The sequence below is a fragment of the Pseudomonas sp. NFX224 genome, from assembly GCF_048565165.1.
GTDB lineage: Bacteria > Pseudomonadota > Gammaproteobacteria > Pseudomonadales > Pseudomonadaceae > Aquipseudomonas.
On record NZ_CP183416.1, the window covers coordinates 359435 to 379337 of the forward strand.

Annotated in this window: 10 protein-coding genes; 5 read left to right on the forward strand and 5 right to left on the reverse strand. The window is 60.6% G+C overall.

What is annotated here, in order from left to right; genetic code table 11:
• Positions 1-235: 235 nt before the first annotated feature.
• The 4 genes from ACNYC6_RS01540 to ACNYC6_RS01555 all read right to left on the reverse strand — a co-directional run bounded on the left by ACNYC6_RS01540 (position 236) and on the right by ACNYC6_RS01555 (position 15053).
• Positions 236-12712 carry a filamentous haemagglutinin family protein gene (locus ACNYC6_RS01540; RefSeq protein WP_419710764.1) on the reverse strand — a complete coding sequence of 4159 codons (12477 nt, stop codon included), beginning with the start codon at positions 12710-12712 and terminating at the stop codon, positions 236-238.
• Between the two features lie 189 nt (positions 12713-12901).
• Positions 12902-13843, reverse strand: a complete 942-nt coding sequence (locus ACNYC6_RS01545) for a FecR family protein (protein WP_419710765.1) — start codon at positions 13841-13843, stop codon at positions 12902-12904.
• Positions 13844-13881: 38 nt separating this feature from the next.
• On the reverse strand, positions 13882-14427 hold the full coding sequence (locus tag ACNYC6_RS01550; RefSeq protein WP_419710766.1) for an RNA polymerase sigma factor: 546 nt from the start codon (positions 14425-14427) through the stop codon (positions 13882-13884).
• A complete protein-coding gene (locus ACNYC6_RS01555) occupies positions 14424-15053 on the reverse strand; it encodes an STN domain-containing protein (RefSeq protein ID WP_419713055.1) in 630 nt (209 codons plus the stop codon). The genes ACNYC6_RS01550 and ACNYC6_RS01555 overlap by 4 nt, the downstream gene beginning before the upstream one ends.
• A gap of 244 nt (positions 15054-15297) precedes the next feature.
• Between ACNYC6_RS01555 and ACNYC6_RS01560 the strand changes: the two genes are divergently transcribed.
• Complete coding sequence (locus ACNYC6_RS01560) at positions 15298-15618, forward strand: hypothetical protein (protein ID WP_419710767.1); 321 nt, start codon at positions 15298-15300, stop codon at positions 15616-15618.
• Between the two features lie 89 nt (positions 15619-15707).
• Here ACNYC6_RS01560 and ACNYC6_RS01565 read toward each other — a convergent pair whose 3' ends face one another.
• Entirely contained in the window at positions 15708-16148 is a 441-nt protein-coding gene (locus ACNYC6_RS01565; protein ID WP_419710768.1) for a carboxymuconolactone decarboxylase family protein, read from the reverse strand.
• A gap of 204 nt (positions 16149-16352) precedes the next feature.
• Between ACNYC6_RS01565 and ACNYC6_RS01570 the strand changes: the two genes are divergently transcribed.
• From ACNYC6_RS01570 to ACNYC6_RS01585, 4 genes are all read left to right on the forward strand, one after another.
• Positions 16353-17786, forward strand: a complete 1434-nt coding sequence (locus ACNYC6_RS01570; protein WP_419710769.1) for a PLP-dependent aminotransferase family protein — start codon at positions 16353-16355, stop codon at positions 17784-17786.
• A gap of 119 nt (positions 17787-17905) precedes the next feature.
• Complete coding sequence (locus ACNYC6_RS01575) at positions 17906-18199, forward strand: antibiotic biosynthesis monooxygenase family protein (RefSeq protein ID WP_419710770.1); 294 nt, start codon at positions 17906-17908, stop codon at positions 18197-18199.
• Positions 18200-18399: 200 nt separating this feature from the next.
• A complete protein-coding gene (locus tag ACNYC6_RS01580) occupies positions 18400-18819 on the forward strand; it encodes a cupin domain-containing protein (protein WP_419710771.1) in 420 nt (139 codons plus the stop codon).
• A gap of 230 nt (positions 18820-19049) precedes the next feature.
• Positions 19050-19760, forward strand: coding sequence for an ATPase (locus tag ACNYC6_RS01585; protein WP_419710772.1), 711 nt, complete (start codon positions 19050-19052; stop codon positions 19758-19760).
• Positions 19761-19903 lie beyond the last annotated feature (143 nt).

Sequence of the window (19903 nt, forward strand, 5' to 3'; positions counted from 1 at the left end):
CTGGCTTGATTGCCCCGCTCCCGGCGTCCCGCCATCGCCTGGAAAAGTGGCCTCTCGGCCGCCTCAAGCGCGTCACATAGGCATGACCGGACCGGCGAAGTGATACCGAACTTTTGTCATGAAAGCTTCATTCAAAGATTTGGCGGCACACCAAAAAAACCCTATAGGAGCGAGTGATATTCGCGGCATGAAAAAGGCGACCCGAAGGTCGCCTCTGGTCTTGCAGGATGGAGCCTTACAACATCAGATTGCCCCGCTCCTCTTCGGTCAATTGACCCTGCGCCCGCTCGTCCAGCACGCCGGCACCCAGCACCTGCACCGGACTGTTGGGGTTGTACCCCGGCGTCGGCGCACGGCTGGCGCCGTCACTGCTTGGTGTCATCGGTTCGGTGCCCTGGCTCAGCACCTGCACGGTCACAATCGACGGCAGGTTTTTGCGTGCCGCTGCCTGTTGCTGACGCGACATGTCCTCGGCCGCTTGCGTGGCGGAGGTTGCCGCGGAGCTGGCCGACGTGATCGCGCCGGTGTTCACCGATGCCGTCACCGGAATGCCCGACGACTTGCCCTGCACCTGGATGTTCGCCGCGTTGACCACCCGCAAGGCGATGATGTTGATGTTGCCCGACACCCGGATCCCCGCCTCGCCCGCATCGATGGTGCCCAGCGGTGCGATCAGGTCGATGTCGCCCGGTGGCACTTCGGCAATCGGGTTGAGCGTGGCGATACCAGCACCAGTGCTCGGCACGGTTGGCGACAGCGTCACGTTGCCCCAGGTGTCATAGACCCGCTTGGGCGGAGTGAACACCACCGTGGTTTTCGAACCCCGACCGGCGTTGATGTCGCCTTCGGCCGACCAGCCGAGAATGCTGCCGCCGAAGGTGGTCATGACCCGGCTCTGTCCGAGCAGAATGCTGCCTTGGGAGTACAGCTGGATATTGCCCTCGCCCTGGGTGACGATCCCCGCCGTGGATGGAGGTGCCGCACCTTCGACGCCGAACACCTGGCCACCGCCGGGGGTGAGCATCTGGATGTCACCGCCGAACAGCGTCTTCACGCCCGCGCCGCCATACAAAGTGATGTCGCCGTCGTAGCGGATCGGATTGCCCGCCACATCGATGGTTGGGAACAACGCAGCAATCGCGTTGCGACCACGCAGGTAACTGCCCTGGCGCGGACCGTTTGCATCGGCGTATTCCAGGCCACCGGCACGCAACTCGGCGAAGTACACCTGACGTGCGAATATCGCCTGCTCGGTGCTCGGCAACGCGGCGTAGAACGCCCGTGCCTGTTCGGCGTCGCCGTTGAAGCCGTAACCCAGGGTCAGCCAGGACAGCAGTTCTTCATCGTAGGTCTTGACCACTTTGCCCGGTTGCGCAGCCAGTGACGTGCCATTGACGGCGAGGTTTTTCGGGTCCAGGTAACGGGCGATGAAGCGTGTGTAATCCAGGCCTTCGGCCCCTACGCCCGCCTGCAATACCAGGCTTGCACCCGGACGGTTATCCCCCGCTCGAATCGGTCCGATACTGGTGATGCTGCCACGGTCTTCCATCAGGATATTGCGCCCGGCATTGATCTCCAGCGTACCAGGGCCGGCGATATCAAAGCTGCTGTAGATAATGTCGCGACCGGCGGACACACGCGAGACGTCGTTTGCGTTGTTGTGGATGAACAGGTTGCCGGTGGCGGTGATGGTGTCATTGTTGTTGCCCATACCCTCGCGGGTCACGACCAGTGGCTGCCCGACGGTCGTACCCGAGGCGACGATATCGCGACCGGCCAACATCCAGACCGGCCCGGCCGCTTCGTACCAGGTGCGTTTGGAGTTGCTGAAACTCAAGGTTTCGCCACTGCGCACGCCTACCAGATCGCCCGTCAACGCATAGATTCGCGCCGGAGACTGAATACCGCTCAAACCTGAATAGGTATCGGCGCCAAAGGCAAACAATGGATACCTGTTGTTGGGGTCGGTCGAGACACCATCGACACCGCTGTTGGACATCAGCGTGATTACCCTGTCAAAGTCACCTTTGGCATAGCCATTGAACGACGGAGCAAACGGCGTAGCGACGGACAGCGGGCTTGCACCCGATTGATTGATGGCGTAGCCACCGGCGTAGATGGAGTCCCCTGCCAACAATTCGAGCTGCCCTGATTGTGATGGTGCCAACAATAAGGAGTACGAAATGCCCGGGAAATTACTCCCCCCGCCATAGTAGCCAGCAGACGAACCGGCATAGATTGAACCTTGCCCGGCGACTGCACGCAGGATCGAGGGGATAACGAAGCGATTGTCGGTAGGTGAAGTATTGCTACCGCGAGCGATCGTTGAATTGTTGATCGCTTCTGCCATCAACGTACTCGGCGTGAGATTGCCTCCCGCCGAGAAAAGATCGATGGCGGTGTGATCGGTCCACAACGAGAAGCCTGTCAAACCACCGCCTGCATGCACCACCCCATCAGGCGTAGTGAACGGTGTGGAGTTCTGCAGTATCACCCGACCTGGGTCGGCCGCACCTCCCAACACCAGATCACCACGGGTATTTAGGCGCATGCCCGAGTCTCCCGGAATCAACACCAGGCCGCCGGTAGCACTGCTGGTGGTGGCCGTAAACGGATCGAAGCCGCGTGCTTCGCGCTGGTCCTGGCTCCCGGAGAATGAGCCGTACTGCAATCGGATTCCACCCGCCGCCGAAGCGCTCAATTGTGCGGCACCCCGCAGGTTTATCAGCGCACCCTGTAAATCATGAGTGGGTGTACCCACCCCGGTCGCTCCCGCCCTGGCTTGCAATGACGGGTTGAGCGTGCCGCCGATACGGATGTCCATGTCACCGCCACCGGTGAGCTGCAGGTTGCCGTCGCTGCCCACCCGTCCGGTGCTGCCTACAGCCACAATCAGTCCTTGGCTGCGTGCGGCCTGATTCGAACCCAAAGACGCCCCCAATGGGCGAAGCATCCCGCTATCAGCACCCGCCCGCAGACTGATGTTGCCACCGCCGAGCGTGCCGAAACCAGTGAACCCCACCAGATAGGGTGCAGGCTCTGCATCCGATGCAAGCAGCGGCTGGGTCGCATAGCTACCGAAATTGATCCACCAGGCAGTAGGCACATCGTTGCTGCCGGAACCTTGACGCCACAGCCAATTACCCACGGCAACGCTTGGGTTTTGAACCCGCGTAGGCGCAGCTAGCCTGCGTCCAACAACATCACCGGACACAGAACCGCCCGCATTGATGGTCAGGTTTCCGCCCATCTGTGGAAACCAGGCCTGGTACAGGCTATCGCTGCCGCCATTGACCCATTTTTCATAGTCACTGCCAGCGCTGCCCAGCACCGAGCCATCGTCAGACAACCGACCGCGAGGCAGGTTGTAACGTGGGTCGACATTGTCGGATTGGGTGCCGGCGGTGTACACGCCGAACGGTGAATCCATGCTCAGATTGCCGCCGGCGATCAAGTCAAGATCACCGGTGCCTGTGCGCAACACGCTGAACATTTGTGTATGGGCCTTGACTGATTGCCCCACGGCGGTCTCGACACAAACTTCCGGATACGCCTCACAAAGTACCAGTTCATCGTCTGTTACGGGTGCGTAATCGGGCATACCCACCCAGTTGCCGGGAGCCCAGGTCCATCGCGCCATCGGTGCACACGCGCCAGGGTCCCACTCGGCACAAATCAACAGGTACTCATCAGAGACTGGTTCAAACGCAGGCATGCCCCACGCATTACCTTCAACCCACACCAGTCTTGCTGCGCCACTTGTCACTTTCAAACCATAGTGAGTATCTGCCAGCCTTAAGTTGCCTTCGACAGTCAGGGGGTTCACCGCTCGACTGTCCGTCGCGTCCAGATCCGCTCCCGCCACCGTGCGTATCGACCAGGACGCGCTACCTGACGGCAGCATGCTCGCCACCGCCCAATTACGCCCTTGTTGAGTTCCACTCAACGGGCGCAAGTCGATAAATGCCGTGCCATCAGCCAGTTTCACATCCGTCATCGACGGAATCAGCGAGCCACGCAACAGCGCCAGCGAACCACTCAATGTCACGCCAACGGTCTGGTTATCGAAAAAAGTACCCGGCAGCGGCACGCCTTGAGGCCAGAGCATGCCTTGCATCGCGGTGGCTTTGTTCAGCCGTGTACCCGCGCCGAGACGACTGCCCGCCGGCAGGGTGACGTCGGCCCCAAGCAATGTGCCGGCGGCGTACAACAGATTGCCCGCCGCGTCATGCACTGCACCCGCCAACACCGTGCCGGCGCTGAACGTGTACGTCTCGGCCAGTACGCCTTGAGTTGGCAACAGCGTTCCACTGACCATCGTCGCGGCCTGGATAGGCAAGTCATAGTTCAAGGTTGCACCGACCGTGTATTGGGTGCCGTCCGCGAGTGTCACGCCCGCACCCGGCACGATCAGATCGCCACCGAATGGCTGCACACCCGCCAGCAGTTTCCAGCCAGCGTCGTCCACGGTTTCCGGCGGCGGCGCAAAACCGTCGTTGATACTGCCGTAGATATCCAGGTTGCCACCGGCACGAATCACCAGGCTGCCGGACTCGCCGGAATCGTAGACCGAAGTCTTCTGCGTATGCGGGTTGAGGCTGGCGTAGCGGTAGCCGGACAAGTCCAGATCACCTTGCACCACAAGATCGCCGTCAGCGGTTTTGCTGGCGATTTCCACACCGGGGCGCAGGTGGAACGCATCGGCGTAGGTGGCGTTGTTCAGACCCGCCAGTTTGCGTTGCAGCAAATCGGTATTGGCCAGGGCTGCGGTGATGAACGCCGTGCTGTCAACGTGAATTCGATCCAGATAAGCCTGATCGATCACTTGATACGGACGACCGCTGGCCGCCGGGTCGGTGCCGTCGGCGGCATCGATGTAGCGGCGCGTGGCGTTGAGCCCGATGGAACGTGCGCCCTGAATGTTCAGCGCACCACTGGCATCGATGGCGATATCGCCGGCACCCAGGCGCGGAGCATTGAGTTCCAGTGTGCCGCGCAAGCGACCGTCATGTTGGCCCGGCAAATTGCCGATGGCGATGTCGGTGCCGTGACGCAAATCGATCCGCGCACCAGAGGCCAGCGTCAACCGGCCATCGCCGGAGTTCAGCTCGACCATGGCCCGGTTCGGTGCGTCGATGATCTTGCCGTAGCTATCGACCCGCAACATCTGGCCATGGGCATCGAGCACTGCGCTGCCAGCCACGGTCAGGCCATTTTTGCCCGACAGGCGAATGCTGCCGACGCGTTCGCCACTAGCGTCGATCAAGCCCACGACGGTAAGGCTGCCGCTGTCCACCGAGACATTGACTTCGCCGGCTTTGAGCCCGTCACCAATCACCAGATTGCCCTGCTTGAGCTGGAAGCTGCGACTGCCGAACACTTGCCCGGCATTCAGCCGCTGGTTGAGCGCGGTGAATTCGCCGTTGAGGTCACCGCTGCTGCCCAACTGCTGCGCGCGAATATCCACATCGCCCGCCTTGTACGGCACCCAGGTGCCGCCCGCATCGTAATAGCCGCTGCTGCTACCGAGGATTTCTCCCTGCAGATCGACCATGCCCGCACCGGTGGCCAATGCCACGGCACTCAGGTTACCGGCTTGGTTGTTGACTGCCGACAGATCAATGCGCGACCCGGCAGTCTGGCGAATATTGCCGTTGCTGCTGTACAGCGCCACGTCGCCGCCCCAGCTGTATTTCTTCACGTCGTTGAACGGCAGCGTGCGTCCTGCCACGTCCAGTTCAGCGTTACGGGTCAGCGTCACATCGCCCTCGGACTTGACCACCAGTTTGCCGCTGGCCAACACGATGCGGCTGTCCAGCAACACGTTGCGTGCTTCAAGATTCAGCTCCGCGCCCAAGGCATCGGCGACGGCAGTGCGATCGCCAGTTGGCGACGTCAGGGTGAGACTGTTGCCCGCCTTTAGCAGGTTGACCGAGCCGGCTTCACCGGTGAGCAGCGGCGTGCGCAGGTTGAGGTTGCCGCCGCTGTAGGCATAGCCCTTCACCGGGTCGTAAGCGCCCTGCTGTTCGTAAACCGCCAGGCTGCCCTTGTGATTGGCGGTGATGCGTTCGCTGGCATTGAGGTTGACGTTGGCAAAACCCAGCGCCAGGCGATCGTTCTGGTCCAGGCCATTGGGCTGCGGATTCGGGCCATAGCCGAACTCGATGCGTTGTGCCTGGATGTCCAGCGTGCCATGGCCGGTGCCGGCGCCGCCGTTGACCACGGTACCGGGGGGCTGGGTCGCACCGTTCCAGATCAGGTTTGCGGTACGAATGGTCGCTACATCACTGGCTTCGCCCAGGCCGTAAATGGCCGGTGTTACCAGTATCAGGTTTTCCAGGCGGCTCTTGCCCGTCTGTGGGTCCAGGGTGTCGAGGGTGACGCTGCCAATAAAGTTGAATGAATCGCGGGTGGTCAGGCTCAGGGTTTCCAGGGCTGGCGCACCGAATTGCGTGTCGCCGCGCAACAGTCGATCGAGGACGTTCTGGTTCAGGGTCAGGCCGGCCGGCAAACGACCGCTCGCCGCCGCAAGTGCCTCGGCGCTGCCCGTGTTCACGCCCCCAACGGCCAAAGCCAGGTGACGAGTACCGAAACGCACCGCTTCACCCAGCTCAAACTGATTGTCGGTGGCCGCGGTGATACTGCCGTTGGAATAGAGCAACGAAGGATTGGTGCATCCCTGTGCCGGACAGGTGCCGATCCGGATACTGCCGGCGCCCCCTCCATTGGTGCCAGCCTCCGGCACCAGCACATTGGTCCAACCGTTGGACACCATCAACAGGCTGGCTTGCCCAGGTTGATAGATGAAACCCGCCGTGGAGTCATAAGGTACATTGCCGCGACCCAGCGTATTGATGCCCGCCCCCGCTTCAAGGGTAATGCCGCCAGTGAGGCCCGTCGTCCACAGGACGACTTCGGGTGCCGAGAGCATCGCGCCTTCGCGCAGGGCAATGCTCCTGGTATCACCTCTGAATTGAATGAAATTGCCCGCAGTGTCGTATTGCACAAACGGCGTTGCACCGATGGCCAAACGCCCGGCCCCAAGATTGTTCAGAGCGTCGGCATACAACGAAACACCGTCGAAGTCCTGAGTGCTGACGGCACCAGTGCCAAGAATTTCAAAAGCCCATGATCCCCTTACCGCTGCGGTGCCGAGCACACCGCCCTCGGCGGCATCGAACAATGCCTTGCCGTTGAAATCCAGGGCTGTGTCACGATCACTTGGCTTGAACAAAAACGTCAGTGATTTGCCGTCCAGGGTCGTCTGCCCGCGCGGCACGCCACGACGTGCAGCGTCGCTGTTAACGAATTGGTTGTAGCTGGTTTCGTTGTATTGGGAATAGCGGCGCAGTACATCCGCCGATGTCAGGATGACCTGGCTGGAAAGGCTGTCACGTTGCCCGGTGTTGGCAATCGACATCTGCCCGGAGCTGGTCCACGAACCATTGCGCATTTTCAGCGCGCCGTTGGTTGTGCCCGGCGCAGCCTGACCGTTGACTTCGACCCGGAAGGCGCCGGGGAGTAAGGCAAAGGTCGATGGCAGCAGGGTGTAAGTACCCGCCGCCAGGCCTGGAACACCGGCACCGATGCTGATCTGCTGACCAATGCGTGGATCACTGGCGCCCGCCTCACCGAGCATCGGTGCATAGGCGTTCTGATTGCCCGGCACAATGGCATACACCGGGTTGCTGCTCAGGCCCGGCAGGCTGAATGTGCCATCAGCCGCGTTGCGAACCAAGGGGCTGAAACGCGCATCGATAGAACCGCCACGCCCGGAGACAAACCCGGCACCGCGCAAATCCCCGCCCCCGGACAGGTCGATCAGCGAGCCGGTTTGCGCGTCGACATACTGGGCACTCAGCACCACCCCGGTATTTTCGTTGGCAATCCCTTGCAGCACCACGGACTGGCCGTTGTAGCGGTAGTCGGTGCCATCCGTTGTGCCGCCATACGGCATGACCAACCCGGCACCGCTGACCGAGGTCACGCTGCCCGGTAACAGGTAAATAGCGCGAGTGTCGCCAAAGGCATCATTACCTAAAGTGATCAAACCCAGAGGGGCGCGAATGACCCCGCCTTGCTCGATAGTCCCCCCGTACAGTTTCAGCCTGCCGAACACCGAATAAGGTGGCACGGCCGGTGCCGCACCATTGCCGCTGATGCTCAGCGTACGGTCGGGATCTATCCTGCTCTCGCTCTGATACCCGGCGCGTATATCGGACCAGACCCGGGTGCCCGGATAGATCTGTGCCGCGCGCAAGTGCATATCGCCGGCCGTCCACACCCTGGAGCCCGTCTGGAAATCCGGTTTTGCGAGCAAACGTATGTCGCCACTGCTGTCGAGGGTGACCAGGTCAAAGCTGCGGCGACTGACCGCCATGGTCGCCCCGTTGAGCAACTTGATCAGCCCGTCGCTACCGAACGAGAAGGCATTGCCCAGATCAAGAAGATTCGCGCTGGCGTTGAACTGCGCGGCCGATACCCGGTTGGTTGGCGTGTTCAGTATTCGGGGGCGGGTCAACGCGCTGGGAGGCGTGTAATACTCACCCAGCCCTGACAGACGCACATAAGGTGCTGCCAGATTAATGCGCGCCGTATCTTTGGAGCTTTCGGCCAGGGACAGTGATCCGGCGTACAGGCTCAGACTCTGGTTCATGCGCAGATCAACATCACCGTCGAACGTGAGCAGGCCGTTGCTCAACAGGCTCAGGCTATCGAAGCCGCCGGTCATCAATTGATCGGCGCTCAGTCGAGCAAAGCCATAACGCAACGGTGCAGCGACCTCTCCCGGCCGCAAATCGGCAGGTAGCCGGACGTCGTCCGGCCCTTGGCCAATGATCAGCTCCCTGGCGACCCGAACAGCGTTGTTTCCCTGGGTATCACGATACAACGGCGAATCGAGGGCGATCTCCAGACGCCCCCCGGCTGCACTGGCCCCGCCAGCAGCGGCACGCAGGGTGCCGTCGATGAACAGACCGTTGTAGGAACTCAGGGCAATGCGTCCGCCGTCCGTGGCGACGCGAGTCGGGCCAGTGCCGGCCATATCCAGCACGGCCTCGGCACCGGTCGCCTCCAGACGAGCGCCCGGACGCACGATCACATAGGCATCCGCCGACGTCGCAGTGGCTTTTTTAGCGTCGATCTCGCCACCAATGATGATGCTGCCGCCCTTGCCCACCTGACCGTAGACCCGGCCGAGCGCATCGACCGCCGTGGTTGCGCGCCCCGCCACGTCCAGCACCGCATGGTCACCGATCCAGATCGAACGAGTATGGGCTGTCGGATCCGCCTCCTGCTGCGAACTCTCAACATCGATCGAACCGAACTGCTGCTGACGAATGTCGAGAGTGCCGCCCCAGGCGTTGAGTTCACCGTCAACGGTGAGCTGCCCGGCACTGCGCAAGTTGATGCGCTGACCTGGGTCGACGCTGATGCGCGCGCCTTGGCCGATGGTCAAAATACTGCTCACCGGGTCCATCTGACTGATGTCGCTGCTACCCGCTTGCAATGACAGACTCGCGCCACCGCGTTGGGTCAGCACGCCTTTGGCCGGGTTCTCCTGGAACAGGGTCGGTGTCCACAGCTCCAACGCCATCAGCGGCTCGATGCCGCCAGGTTGGTTCGGTGCCGAATCGGAAAAACGGTAGGCCGGCATGGACACGTCGACCACCGCGTCGTCCGCCACTTGCAGGGTCGTCAGGCCAATGATGTTGTAGGCTGAGAAGCCCCTGTTGAACGTATCCGCTGCCAGTCGCAAGGTGTGATCGGCCAGTGGACCGTCAGGCTCACCGATCAACACCTTGTTGGCCTGGATCTTCAGCGTGCCGCCGCCCGTGACGCCGTAACCGCGCACGTCACCGTCCATGACCAATTGCGATTGGCCCGGCAGGGTCTCCGCACTGGACTCAAAAGTAACGTCGCCGCCATTGCCGCCACGAGTTTTGCCATTGCTTGACACCGCGCCGCCGGACGAAACGTCGATGACGCTGCCGCTGGCCACGGTGATATCGCCGGTGCTGCGGATCGACACCAGGCCACCATTCAAATAGGCCAGGTTGTTGGCATCGGTCGGGTTGATACGCGAGTTCACCCACAGACCCCGGGTGTCCAGGTTCACACCTTCGGCCACCGTCACCGTCGTGCGTTTGCTGGTTTGCGTTAGGCCGGTCCCCAGACGCAGGCTACCGGCGCGGGCGGTCAGATCCGCGCTGACCCCCACATCTTGCCCGTAAAGAGTGATGTCACCGCCAGTGTCCACAGTTACGGATTCATTGACTTCAACCTTGTCCTTTGCCGCAACTTTCAACGCACCCAGACGAAAACCATTGAGCATGTCGGTATCAAGAAACAACTTGCCTTCGCGGTCAGCAGACACCGCACCGGTCAACCCAAGGTCGCTGCCATCGGCGGGACGCTCGCCACCGATCTGTACCTGATCAAGCATGGCGAGATGCTGATACACCAGGCCGTTGGTGGTGGCCGACCAGCTTGGATCATAAGTACCGACGATCAACTGCGCCCGCCGCGCCCTGGCAGTCTGCGCCTGGTCATAGCCGTCGAGCCCGGCACGCGGCGCCTGGTTCTGACGTTCGCCCGGGAACACGTCGCTCACCAACTGGCCATCGAGCACCGCGTTGTTGGTGGCGATCACCAATTGCCCGGCGTCGCGACCTACCGAGTAACCGGACTCGAAACGTTGTCTCGGGGCGATCAGCGGGTTGAAGAAGTAACTGGTCTGGCCCCAGCGCTCGCTGTGGTCTTCATAACCTTTGTAGAGCCCGGTGTAGAGGATGTCGCCCGGTGCCCGCGAGACTTCGTACAAACGGCCATCAGCGTCGCGCAACCAGCTCTGACGAATGAAACCGCTCTGCACGTCGAGGGTGCCGCCCGACAGATTGATCACCGAGCCCTTCTCGGTCACCACATCATTGCCGGTGAAACTCACCGTACCGCCCTGGGCCATCCACTCGCCGATACTGTGCCCCTGCGTGCCGAGGTAACCGCCCACTTCCAGCAGGCCACCGGCGGTGTACCAGCGGTCAGTGGCATAGCCGTTGGTGCCGGCCGGCACGAAGATCAGCTCGCGCACATCGACCCACATGTCATTGCTGTTGAGTGCGCCACTTTCCCGATTGATCGATGAATCGCGCTGCTCGTTGCCTTGCACGTTGATCTTGATGTTGTTGGCTTCCATCGCCACTTTGACGCCCAATGCCCCGGACACATCGATCAGCGCGCCATTGCGCACAACGCTACGCTGCCCCGCCGCCACCGCGACCTGGCCACCCGTGGCCAGGGTCACCGAACCGCTCTGAAACTCGACGGTGCCGCCGCTGCCGATATCGATGCGCGACTGGTCGCTTCGGATACGGTTGTTGAGTGTCACCCCGGTCAATGCGGCATCGTGCTGACTGTCGAGGGCGGTGAGGTCACTGCTGTCGAGCATGATCGCGCTGACACTGCCTTGGCCAAGGGTCACGCTGCCGCTGGTGTCGGTCGCCGGGTTGAGCAAATGAATCGTGCCACGGGTATTCACCGAGGTACTCGCCAGCAACACGCCGTTTTGCAAGACCTCATGACCGGTCATCGTGATGTCGCCGGTCGAGGCCTGGATCAGGCCGGTGTTGCTGACCTTGCCCGAACCACCGGCCTTGAAGCCCGGAATGACTTCGTTGCCGAACGTGGTGGAGAAACCATTGCCTTCGGTGCCCGAGCCTTTGCGAATGTAGAAGCGGTCACCGGCACCGAGTACGGTCTGGCCCTTGGTGGTGCTGATGGTGCCGGCGTTCTCGACTTCGTTGCCCAGCAACAGGACGTAACCACCGGAATCGGTGGAAAGCGTCGGCTTGTGGGTTTCAATCTGTGCGCCACGCTCCACCAACACTTTGCCGGCAGCATCGGTAAAGGTCGGCTGGCTGCCGGTGCTGTCGTAGTACAGTCCACGGTCGCGGAACTGGGTGTCGGTGATGTTTGCAGCCGCCGCCACCAGGTTGCGCACGTTGACCTGGCTGGTGCCGCTGAACACGATGCCGTTACGGTTGATCAGCATCACCGTGCCGTCGCCCTTGATCTGGCCCTGGATCTGGCTCGCCCGTGCGCTTGGGTCGTTGACGCGATTGAGCACCGCCCAATTCGATTGCTGGGCGAATTCCACCGTCGTGTCGCGGCCAACGTTGAAGGTTTCCCAATTCAGGATGGCCTTGTCGGCGGTCTGCTCGATCTTCACCGTGGTCTTGCCATCGGCCTGGGTCTGCTGTGGTCCCTTGGCGTTCTGCCAACCCTGGGTCAGGCCGGTGTCGACTTTCAAGCCGTCCTCGCCCAGGCCGTCCGGCACGATTTTCACCGTGGCGAACGCTGCTGCCCGCCCGGCGGCCTGCGCGGCTTGTTGCGCGGCGATGGCCGCCACGGTGTTGTTGAGCGTCTGCACCGAACGCTCCAGTTGTTGCCTGGCGCGCTGCTGTTGCGCCAACGGCGGCGTCATGCCCGGCAAACCACCGCCCGGCCGCGATGCCGCAGCCTGTTGCGCCGCGCCCTTGGCGGCAAACCAACTGGAACCGAATGCGGTCGCCGCCTCGGCACTGCCGGCCACCAGGCACAGTGCAATCGCGTGCGCCAGCGGCTTGAGCAACCACAGCACCGGGTCCACCGAACGCGCAGCGCCACGGCGTACAGACAAGGAATGGGTATTGCGACGGGCTTGGCGAACGAGCATCACTACTAGGTCCTTTTCAATTGGCGCAAGAGGCCGCAGGCCGAGTAGAACCTGCTGTTACGACATAGGCGGTTGGCGAAGCGCAGGACCGAACGGATGTCACACAAACTTCATGATCGGGGAGTAGCCGCAAAAAAAATGGCAGCCTCAAAGGGCTGCCATTCAATGTCACCGCGTCATCGTTCAACGCTAGCTAAGTACCACCACCCCACCCGGCAGCTCCGTGCACTTGACCCCATACGCATCACGGATCAACAACGCTACACCCGCCAGTTGATCGAGGCTGAACCGCGCCTGCACCTTGCGCTTGCCCAGTTCACTGTTGAGCAACAGCAGCACGCCCGGACGGTAGCGATTGATCTCATCGATCACCGACGCCAGCGTGGCGTCGTTGAACACCAGCACTTGCTGACGCCACGCAATCACCGCCGTCGTGTCGACCGATTGCAGCGTACCGACCTGCCGTGTGTCGTAGGTCACCTGCTGACCGGACACCAGGCGAATGCTGCGGCCCAGCGCGTCCACTTGCAGCGCTCCTTCCAGGCAGGTAACACATACACTCTGGTTGAGATTGCGCAAATTGAACCGGGCTTGACTGGCGCTCAGCCAACCGCCCCCAGCCTGTACTTTGAGCGGCGTATTGGCGTGTGTCAGGACTTCGACTTCACCGCTGAGCAATTCGAGGGCCTGGCTGCCATCGGCGCTTTGCTGGCGATTGATACGTGTCTGGGTGTTGAGCTCAAGACTCACGCCATCGGCCAGATCAAACCGGCGTTGCTCGCCGACTTCAGTGATGTAGTCCGCACCCAATCCGGAGACCCCACCCGGCACGGTGGCGCGAATCAGCAAGAACGCCGCCGACGCCGCTATGGCGCCGCCGAGAAACGCCCGCCGCCCCAGATGTCGCGGCGCCTGCAATTGTTCGGCCGCAGGGCGCAACTGCTGCCACAGCAGCTTGGCCTGTTCAAATGCCTGGGCATGATCGGGGCTTTGCGCACACCACTCACGCAAGGCTTGGGCATCGGCAGCAGTCGCCCGGCCGGAGGTCAACAGGATCAACCAACCCTGGGCTTCGCGGGTGAGCCGGCCCTGAGGTTCGGCCTCAGGCGGCGAAATTCGAAAGATATTCAAAGCGCGGGGGTACTCACGGATTATTCGGGACTCTACTCTCAAGACGGTTTTCCCGCGCCGGGACCGAACCTCTGAATGGCATTTCTTTCCAGCCGTCCTGCGCAATGGCCCAAGGCGGCTTTGATTTCCTTCTCGACCATCCGTGTCGAAATGCCGAAACGTCGGGAAATTTCCAGGTGTGGCGCCTCTTCCAGGCGTGCGGCAATAAAGATTTTGCGGCGACGCGCGGGTAATTCGTACAGCGCACTGAGCAACAACTGGATTTCTTTCTGCCCGCCCACTACCCGGGCTGGGTCGAGTGCCTCGTCGGACACCTGCAACAGCTCCTCCACTTCACTCCCTGTCAACAAGCGGGCGTCCGAAAGGCGACGGTCCGCGGCGATGTTCAGTGCCATGCGATACAAATAGGCATTGGGCTGCGCGATGTCCGGCACATTCTCCATGCGGTCGACCCGCAGGTAGGTTTCATGCAACACATCATTGGCCAGATCCTCGGATCCCAGACGACGACGCAAGCGCACCTTGAAGTCGTCATAGGACGTCAGGAACAGCCTTACCATCGATTTTTTCCCGGTGTCTTTCATCCCCCGGAAACTCCTTTCCACTGTGGGCATTCCATGCGTTTCCCTGATGACTCCGGTAGCAAAAGCAGCGTGACCGGCTGGCTCAGAGAGCTGGGTGCCGGCCGTTCGATATCCAGGTTACGTAAACTTTCCACCAGCGCGGCGTCGCGCTGAACATCTCCCGTGGAACTGATCAGTCGGCTGTGCTGAACCACACCGTCACGGCCGATCCACAACTGGAGCAAGGCGCGAAAACTGCCCGGGCGGACCAATGGCGAGCGGCACAAGCTGTGTTCGATCGCTGTTTGAATCGATGTCGCATAACTACTGCCGGCAAGCGTTGAAACTTGTGCTGTCGACCCCGAAACGGCTGGCACCGGAGCAACCGTTGCTTTCTGCAAGGTAAAGGCATCCGCCGTGGCATATCGGGCCATCAGCCCACTGCCGTTGAGCATCAGGCTCAGGGCATCGCTCGCGCTCATGTTGCCCTTGATGGCGAGTGAACGTCTGCCACGGGTCAGCTGACGATCCACCAATACGGCCATGCCGGTCGAACGACTGAACTGCTCAAGTGCGCCGGCCAGTTCCTGAGCGGGAATATCCAGCGTTTGAGGCGCTGCCGCCTCAAGCGGCCCGGCAGTGACCATCAACGTAATCAGCCAAAGCAGCAACGCCAGGCCACCCTGACGAACAGGAGTCGACGAAATCTGGCGCGCGTCCCTGACTCTGCCTCGCTGCACGGCTGACCTATCCTTGAAAACCGTCATCGTGATGGCTGTATATGAATCTGGTGTGACGGCTGATGCAAAAAAACCATCACGAGATATCAAATCGCTATGGATTAGACTCAAGCCCATCCATGGCCCGTTCGGGCTGGACAGGAGGTCTTGAATGAACACGTTATCGACGATCGCATCGGGCGTATTAGTGGCGAGTGCGCTGTCACTGGCGCAGGCAGCGGAGCCGTTGGGATGCGTAGAGGTTTCGGTCGCAGGCTACAAGGCGCCCGACTACGATTGCCTGAGCCAGCAAATGGGCAACAACCCCGAAGGTGCTGTTGCTGCGCAGAAAAATCTGGAAGCGATGAACGTTCCGATCAACAAACGTCCGCCAAACCAGATGGGTTTGGCGACTCCGGCGGCCACCAGCACGCGCATGGGCAATGCCTTCGGCAACTCGATGAAACCGCAGCGCCCCGCTCCCGCGCCTTGAGGGTTGCTGTAGGAGCTGTCGCGTGCAACGAGGCTGCGATCTTTTGATGGTATACAAAGCAGGATCAAAAGATCGCAGCCTGCGGGACTTCAGGTACTGGGTGCTTGCCGAAAACTCACCGCCAGCCGGTTCCAGCTGTTGATGGTGGTGACCGCAATGGTCAGGTCCACCAGTTCGGCTTCTTTGAATTGCGCCCGGGCCTGCTCATAAACGTCGTCCGGCACATCGTTCTGCGAAAGCAGTGTCACCGCCTCGGTCCAGGCCAGGGCCGCGCGCTCGCGGGGGTTGAAGAAGTTGCTGTCGCGCCAGACCACGATGGAATACAGGCGGCGGTCGGTCTCGCCGAGTCGCCGGGCATCCACGGAATGCATATCGGTGCAGAACGCACAGCCGTTGAGCTGCGATGCGCGGATCTTGATCAGATGCAGCAACGCCGGCTCGATGCTCAGGCTGCTGGTCAGGGCCTCCATGGCGATCATCGCTTTCATCGCTTTGGGTGAGGCGCTGTAGTAATCCAGCCGGGGGTTCATGGCGCGACCTCATGCAGCGGTATGTGTGGTTCAAGGTAACCATTGATACCCCCGTGATACAGATCCAATTCTGCGAAAAAACCCTGTACCACCCGACAGCAGACCAATTGGCGGTTTTTATGCCACTCAACTTCTGACAACCACTGCTTGAGGGTAATCTGGCGCGACGCACACGCGCCCCCATTGCATCGGAGCTACGCCGGTATGGAACTACATGTTGTCATTAACGGCCGCAAGGATCTGGCGGGCCAGTTGTACAACCAACTGCGCAGCGCCATCGAATCGGGTCGTCTGGCAGCAGGGACGCAGCTTCCACCGAGCCGCTTGCTCGCCGAGCAGTTGGGCATCTCACGCAAGACCATCTCCGATACCTACGCGCAGCTGACCTACGAAAATTACCTTACCGGGGTGATCGGCAAGGGCACTTACGTCAATGCCCGCGCCTCGAAAATAGAGCGCAAGCAAAGCCATTCGGAGTTGGCAGGTTTCGAGGTGATCGAATCCTGGCGCAACCTGCCGGTGTTTTTGCGCCATCCGACGCTGGAAGGTTCGCTGCGTTATGACTTCATCGGCGGCGCCACCAGCAAGGGCCAGTTTCCCCAGGACGACTGGCGGCGCTGTACGTCCCATGCCTTGCGCCAGATCGCTGCATCCAAAGGCTTCTACAGCTTGCCCGAAGGCCTGCCGGCGCTGCGCAACGCCATCGCGCGGCATATCGCGTTTTCCCGTGGGGTCAATTGCCAGGACGAAGACGTGGTGGTGTGCAACGGCGCCCAGCAGGCACTGGACCTGATCTCCCGCGTGCTCACGCGACCCGGCAGTATAGTCGCCATGGAAGACCCCGGATATCCGCCCGCGCGCCTGTTGTTCGGCACTCATGGCGCCACGGTGATTGGCGTTCCGGTGGATGCCGAAGGCATCCAGGTGGACAAGATTCCCATTGGCACACGGCTGATCTACGTCACCCCTTCGCACCAGTTCCCTTTGGGCATGCCGATGAGCCAGGCACGACGAGTGGCGCTGCTGGCAAAGGCCCATGAACTGGGCGCGATCATCATCGAGGACGACTACGACAGCGAATTCCGCTACGAAGGGCGCCCGACGGACTCACTACAAAGCATGGATGAGCGTGGCATCGTCGCCTACGTCGGGACTTTCTCGAAAACCCTGCTGCCGGAGTTGCGCCTGGGTTACGCGATCCTGCCACCGGCAATCCTCGAAGCGGTGGTGCGCGCCAAGCAGCTCACCGACCTGCACACCTCTACCCTGCCCCAGTGGGCGCTGGCCAAATTCATCGCTGAAGGTTGCCTGCTCAAGCACATTCGCCGCTGCCATACGATCTATGCGGGCCGGCGCGACCGCATCCTCGCGCGCATGGCTGGCGATCTCTCGCCATGGCTCGAGGCGGTGCCGACCACTGCCGGCTTCCACATGGTGGCGCTGTGCAAGGTACCGATCGACGTTGCGCTGGTGATCGAACTGGCGAAAAAGGTGGAAGTCGGGCTCTACGCGATCAACAGCTTTTTCTATCAGCAACCGCCGAAAGCCGGGTTTTTCCTGGGGTTTGGCGCCATCGAAACCCTGGACATCGATACTGCACTGGACCGTTTGAGAGATATTTTGCAACAGCTTGCGTGATTGGACTGCGTCTTTATCCGGCGATTGGCTATTGGTGGTCCGGGGGGGCAGGCCTATCCTGCAAAGGCGTTATCCCTCAATGAGCAGGATTCGTCCGGCCTGATTCAGGAGTGTTAGCAATGTCCTATGAAGTGATCAATACCGTAAAGGTGCAGGCCGTCGCCGGCCGCTCGGAAGAACTGGGTAAGCAACTGCAAAAGATTGTCGACACCCTGCGCGAACTACCGGGCTGTGACTCCTATATGGTCGACCGCTGCCCTGAGGACAGTAATCGCTGGACCGTCAGCGCCCACTGGCAATCGGAATCGGCGATGCAGTCGCACTTCAACAGTCCCCAGGTGCAAGGCTTCATCGACCTGATCGACTGCCAACTGGCGAATGCCGTCGACTTCAACAGCTTTCCGATCCGATAGAAACCCGTTAAAGATCGCAGCCTTTTGGCCATTTCCGCAGGGTATGGGTACCTCTGTGGAAATGACCGGAGGCTGCGATCTTTTTCGTTTCCGCGCCTGTCACATTGGTCACCCGATCTTCCCGAATATTGGCTGTTTGATTGCCATTCGCGGCGCACTAGATTGGTTCTACACCACTAACCCAACGCAGGTGATGAACCATGAACGTTTTGCGCTTCTGTGCCGCTCCCCTTGTTGCCCTGGCATTGATCCTTTCCGCCTCGGCATTCGCCCATGAAGCCGGTGAACCTTCGGAGAAAATCACGGTATTGCAGGACCAAATGCTGAAAAACGTACCGGGGAAAAAGGCCCTGATGATCGAGGTCGACTACAAGCCTGGCCAATCATCCATTGCCCATAAACACGACGGCACGGCCATGGCATACGTCCTCTCGGGATCTATTACTTCCCAGGTCAAAGGCGAAAAAGAAGTGACCTACAAGGCGGGCGAATACTGGTACGAAGCGGCGGGCTCCGAGCATCTGGTGTCGAAAAACGCCAGCGCCACCGAGCCTGCCAAGTTGCTGGTGTTCATGGTGTTGTCACCGGACGAGAAAGTGTTGCTCCCTCTGAAAAACTGATCGCTGAACCAGTAGCCATAAATAAAAACGCCCGAATCGTTGTTTCGGGCGTTTTTATTTCTCCGGGCAATTACCCGGACGTCTTTAAACCAAACAAAACTATGGGTCACCCGATAACAACGGATATTGGCTATTTCATTTCGTTCTTCACGGTTTAGTCTGAAACTCACTGCCGGCCACTGCCGGCAACTTCAACTTCCCTACTGATGTTGTTTCACTGGAGAAACACAATGAAACTTGCACTTGTCAGTACGTTATCGTTGGCTGCTCTGATGGCTGGCTGCTCGGTACCCACGGCGCCTTCGGCGGTTTCCTCGCTGGACGGAATCTTCACCGAACCGGTAGGCCGCAGCAACGCGACCCGCATCTCCAACGGCAGCCATGTTTCCCTGGGCGTGGTGTACAGCCAGAACACCCAGGCCAACCGCGCTTATCTGCAGGACTACCAGGCCAATGCCGGCACCGGCTTCGGCCAGAGCCTGCTGGTGCAGGACATTCATGACGCCTACGTCGCCACCTCCAAACCCGACCTTGCGGTGGACTGGGTCAAGGCCTCGCTGCAACGGCAATTCGGTTCGGTCACGGTGTACCCGGACATGCAAAGCCTGAAAGCCGCGAAACCGGATGTCGTCGCCATTATCGACAGCCGCAGCCAGTTGATCACCTCACGCAGTTCAGACGTCGAGTCCAAAGTCAGCGCGGATTTTTATGACAGCAACTTGAACTACATCGCCACGGCACAAGGTTATGACGCCAAAGCACTCAGCCCGGTATGGGCGGACTTCAAACGTAGCGAAGAGATCGTTGCCGACATTAACGAACAACAGAATGTGCAAGTAAGGGCACTGCAGAAGTTTGACCAGTCGCTCAGTAATTTACTGACGAGTCCGACAAGTAATGTGTCGATGATTGAGAATACAACTGGCCAGAAGTTGTATTGAGATCAATGACCCCATCGCGAGCAGGCTCGCTCCTACAGTTGAAATGCGGTCCACTGTAGGAGCGAGCCTGCTCGCGATGCGGCCAGACCAGCCACCACAAAACCTACAGACCAAAAAAAACCCCGCATCTCTCAATGCGGGGC

Excerpts from the sequence above, each read along its gene's own strand:
- ACNYC6_RS01585 (WP_419710772.1), top strand. The coding sequence starts at position 19,050 with ATGAAACTTGCACTTGTCAGTACGTTATCGTTGGCTGCTCTGATGGCT.
- ACNYC6_RS01565 (WP_419710768.1), bottom strand. The coding sequence starts at position 16,148 with ATGAACCCCCGGCTGGATTACTACAGCGCCTCACCCAAAGCGATGAAA.
- ACNYC6_RS01555 (WP_419713055.1), bottom strand. The coding sequence starts at position 15,053 with ATGGTCACTGCCGGGCCGCTTGAGGCGGCAGCGCCTCAAACGCTGGAT.
- ACNYC6_RS01570 (WP_419710769.1), top strand. The coding sequence starts at position 16,353 with ATGGAACTACATGTTGTCATTAACGGCCGCAAGGATCTGGCGGGCCAG.
- ACNYC6_RS01575 (WP_419710770.1), top strand. The coding sequence starts at position 17,906 with ATGTCCTATGAAGTGATCAATACCGTAAAGGTGCAGGCCGTCGCCGGC.
- ACNYC6_RS01580 (WP_419710771.1), top strand. The coding sequence starts at position 18,400 with ATGAACGTTTTGCGCTTCTGTGCCGCTCCCCTTGTTGCCCTGGCATTG.
- ACNYC6_RS01540 (WP_419710764.1), bottom strand. The coding sequence starts at position 12,712 with ATGCTCGTTCGCCAAGCCCGTCGCAATACCCATTCCTTGTCTGTACGC.
- ACNYC6_RS01550 (WP_419710766.1), bottom strand. The coding sequence starts at position 14,427 with ATGAAAGACACCGGGAAAAAATCGATGGTAAGGCTGTTCCTGACGTCC.
- ACNYC6_RS01560 (WP_419710767.1), top strand. The coding sequence starts at position 15,298 with ATGAACACGTTATCGACGATCGCATCGGGCGTATTAGTGGCGAGTGCG.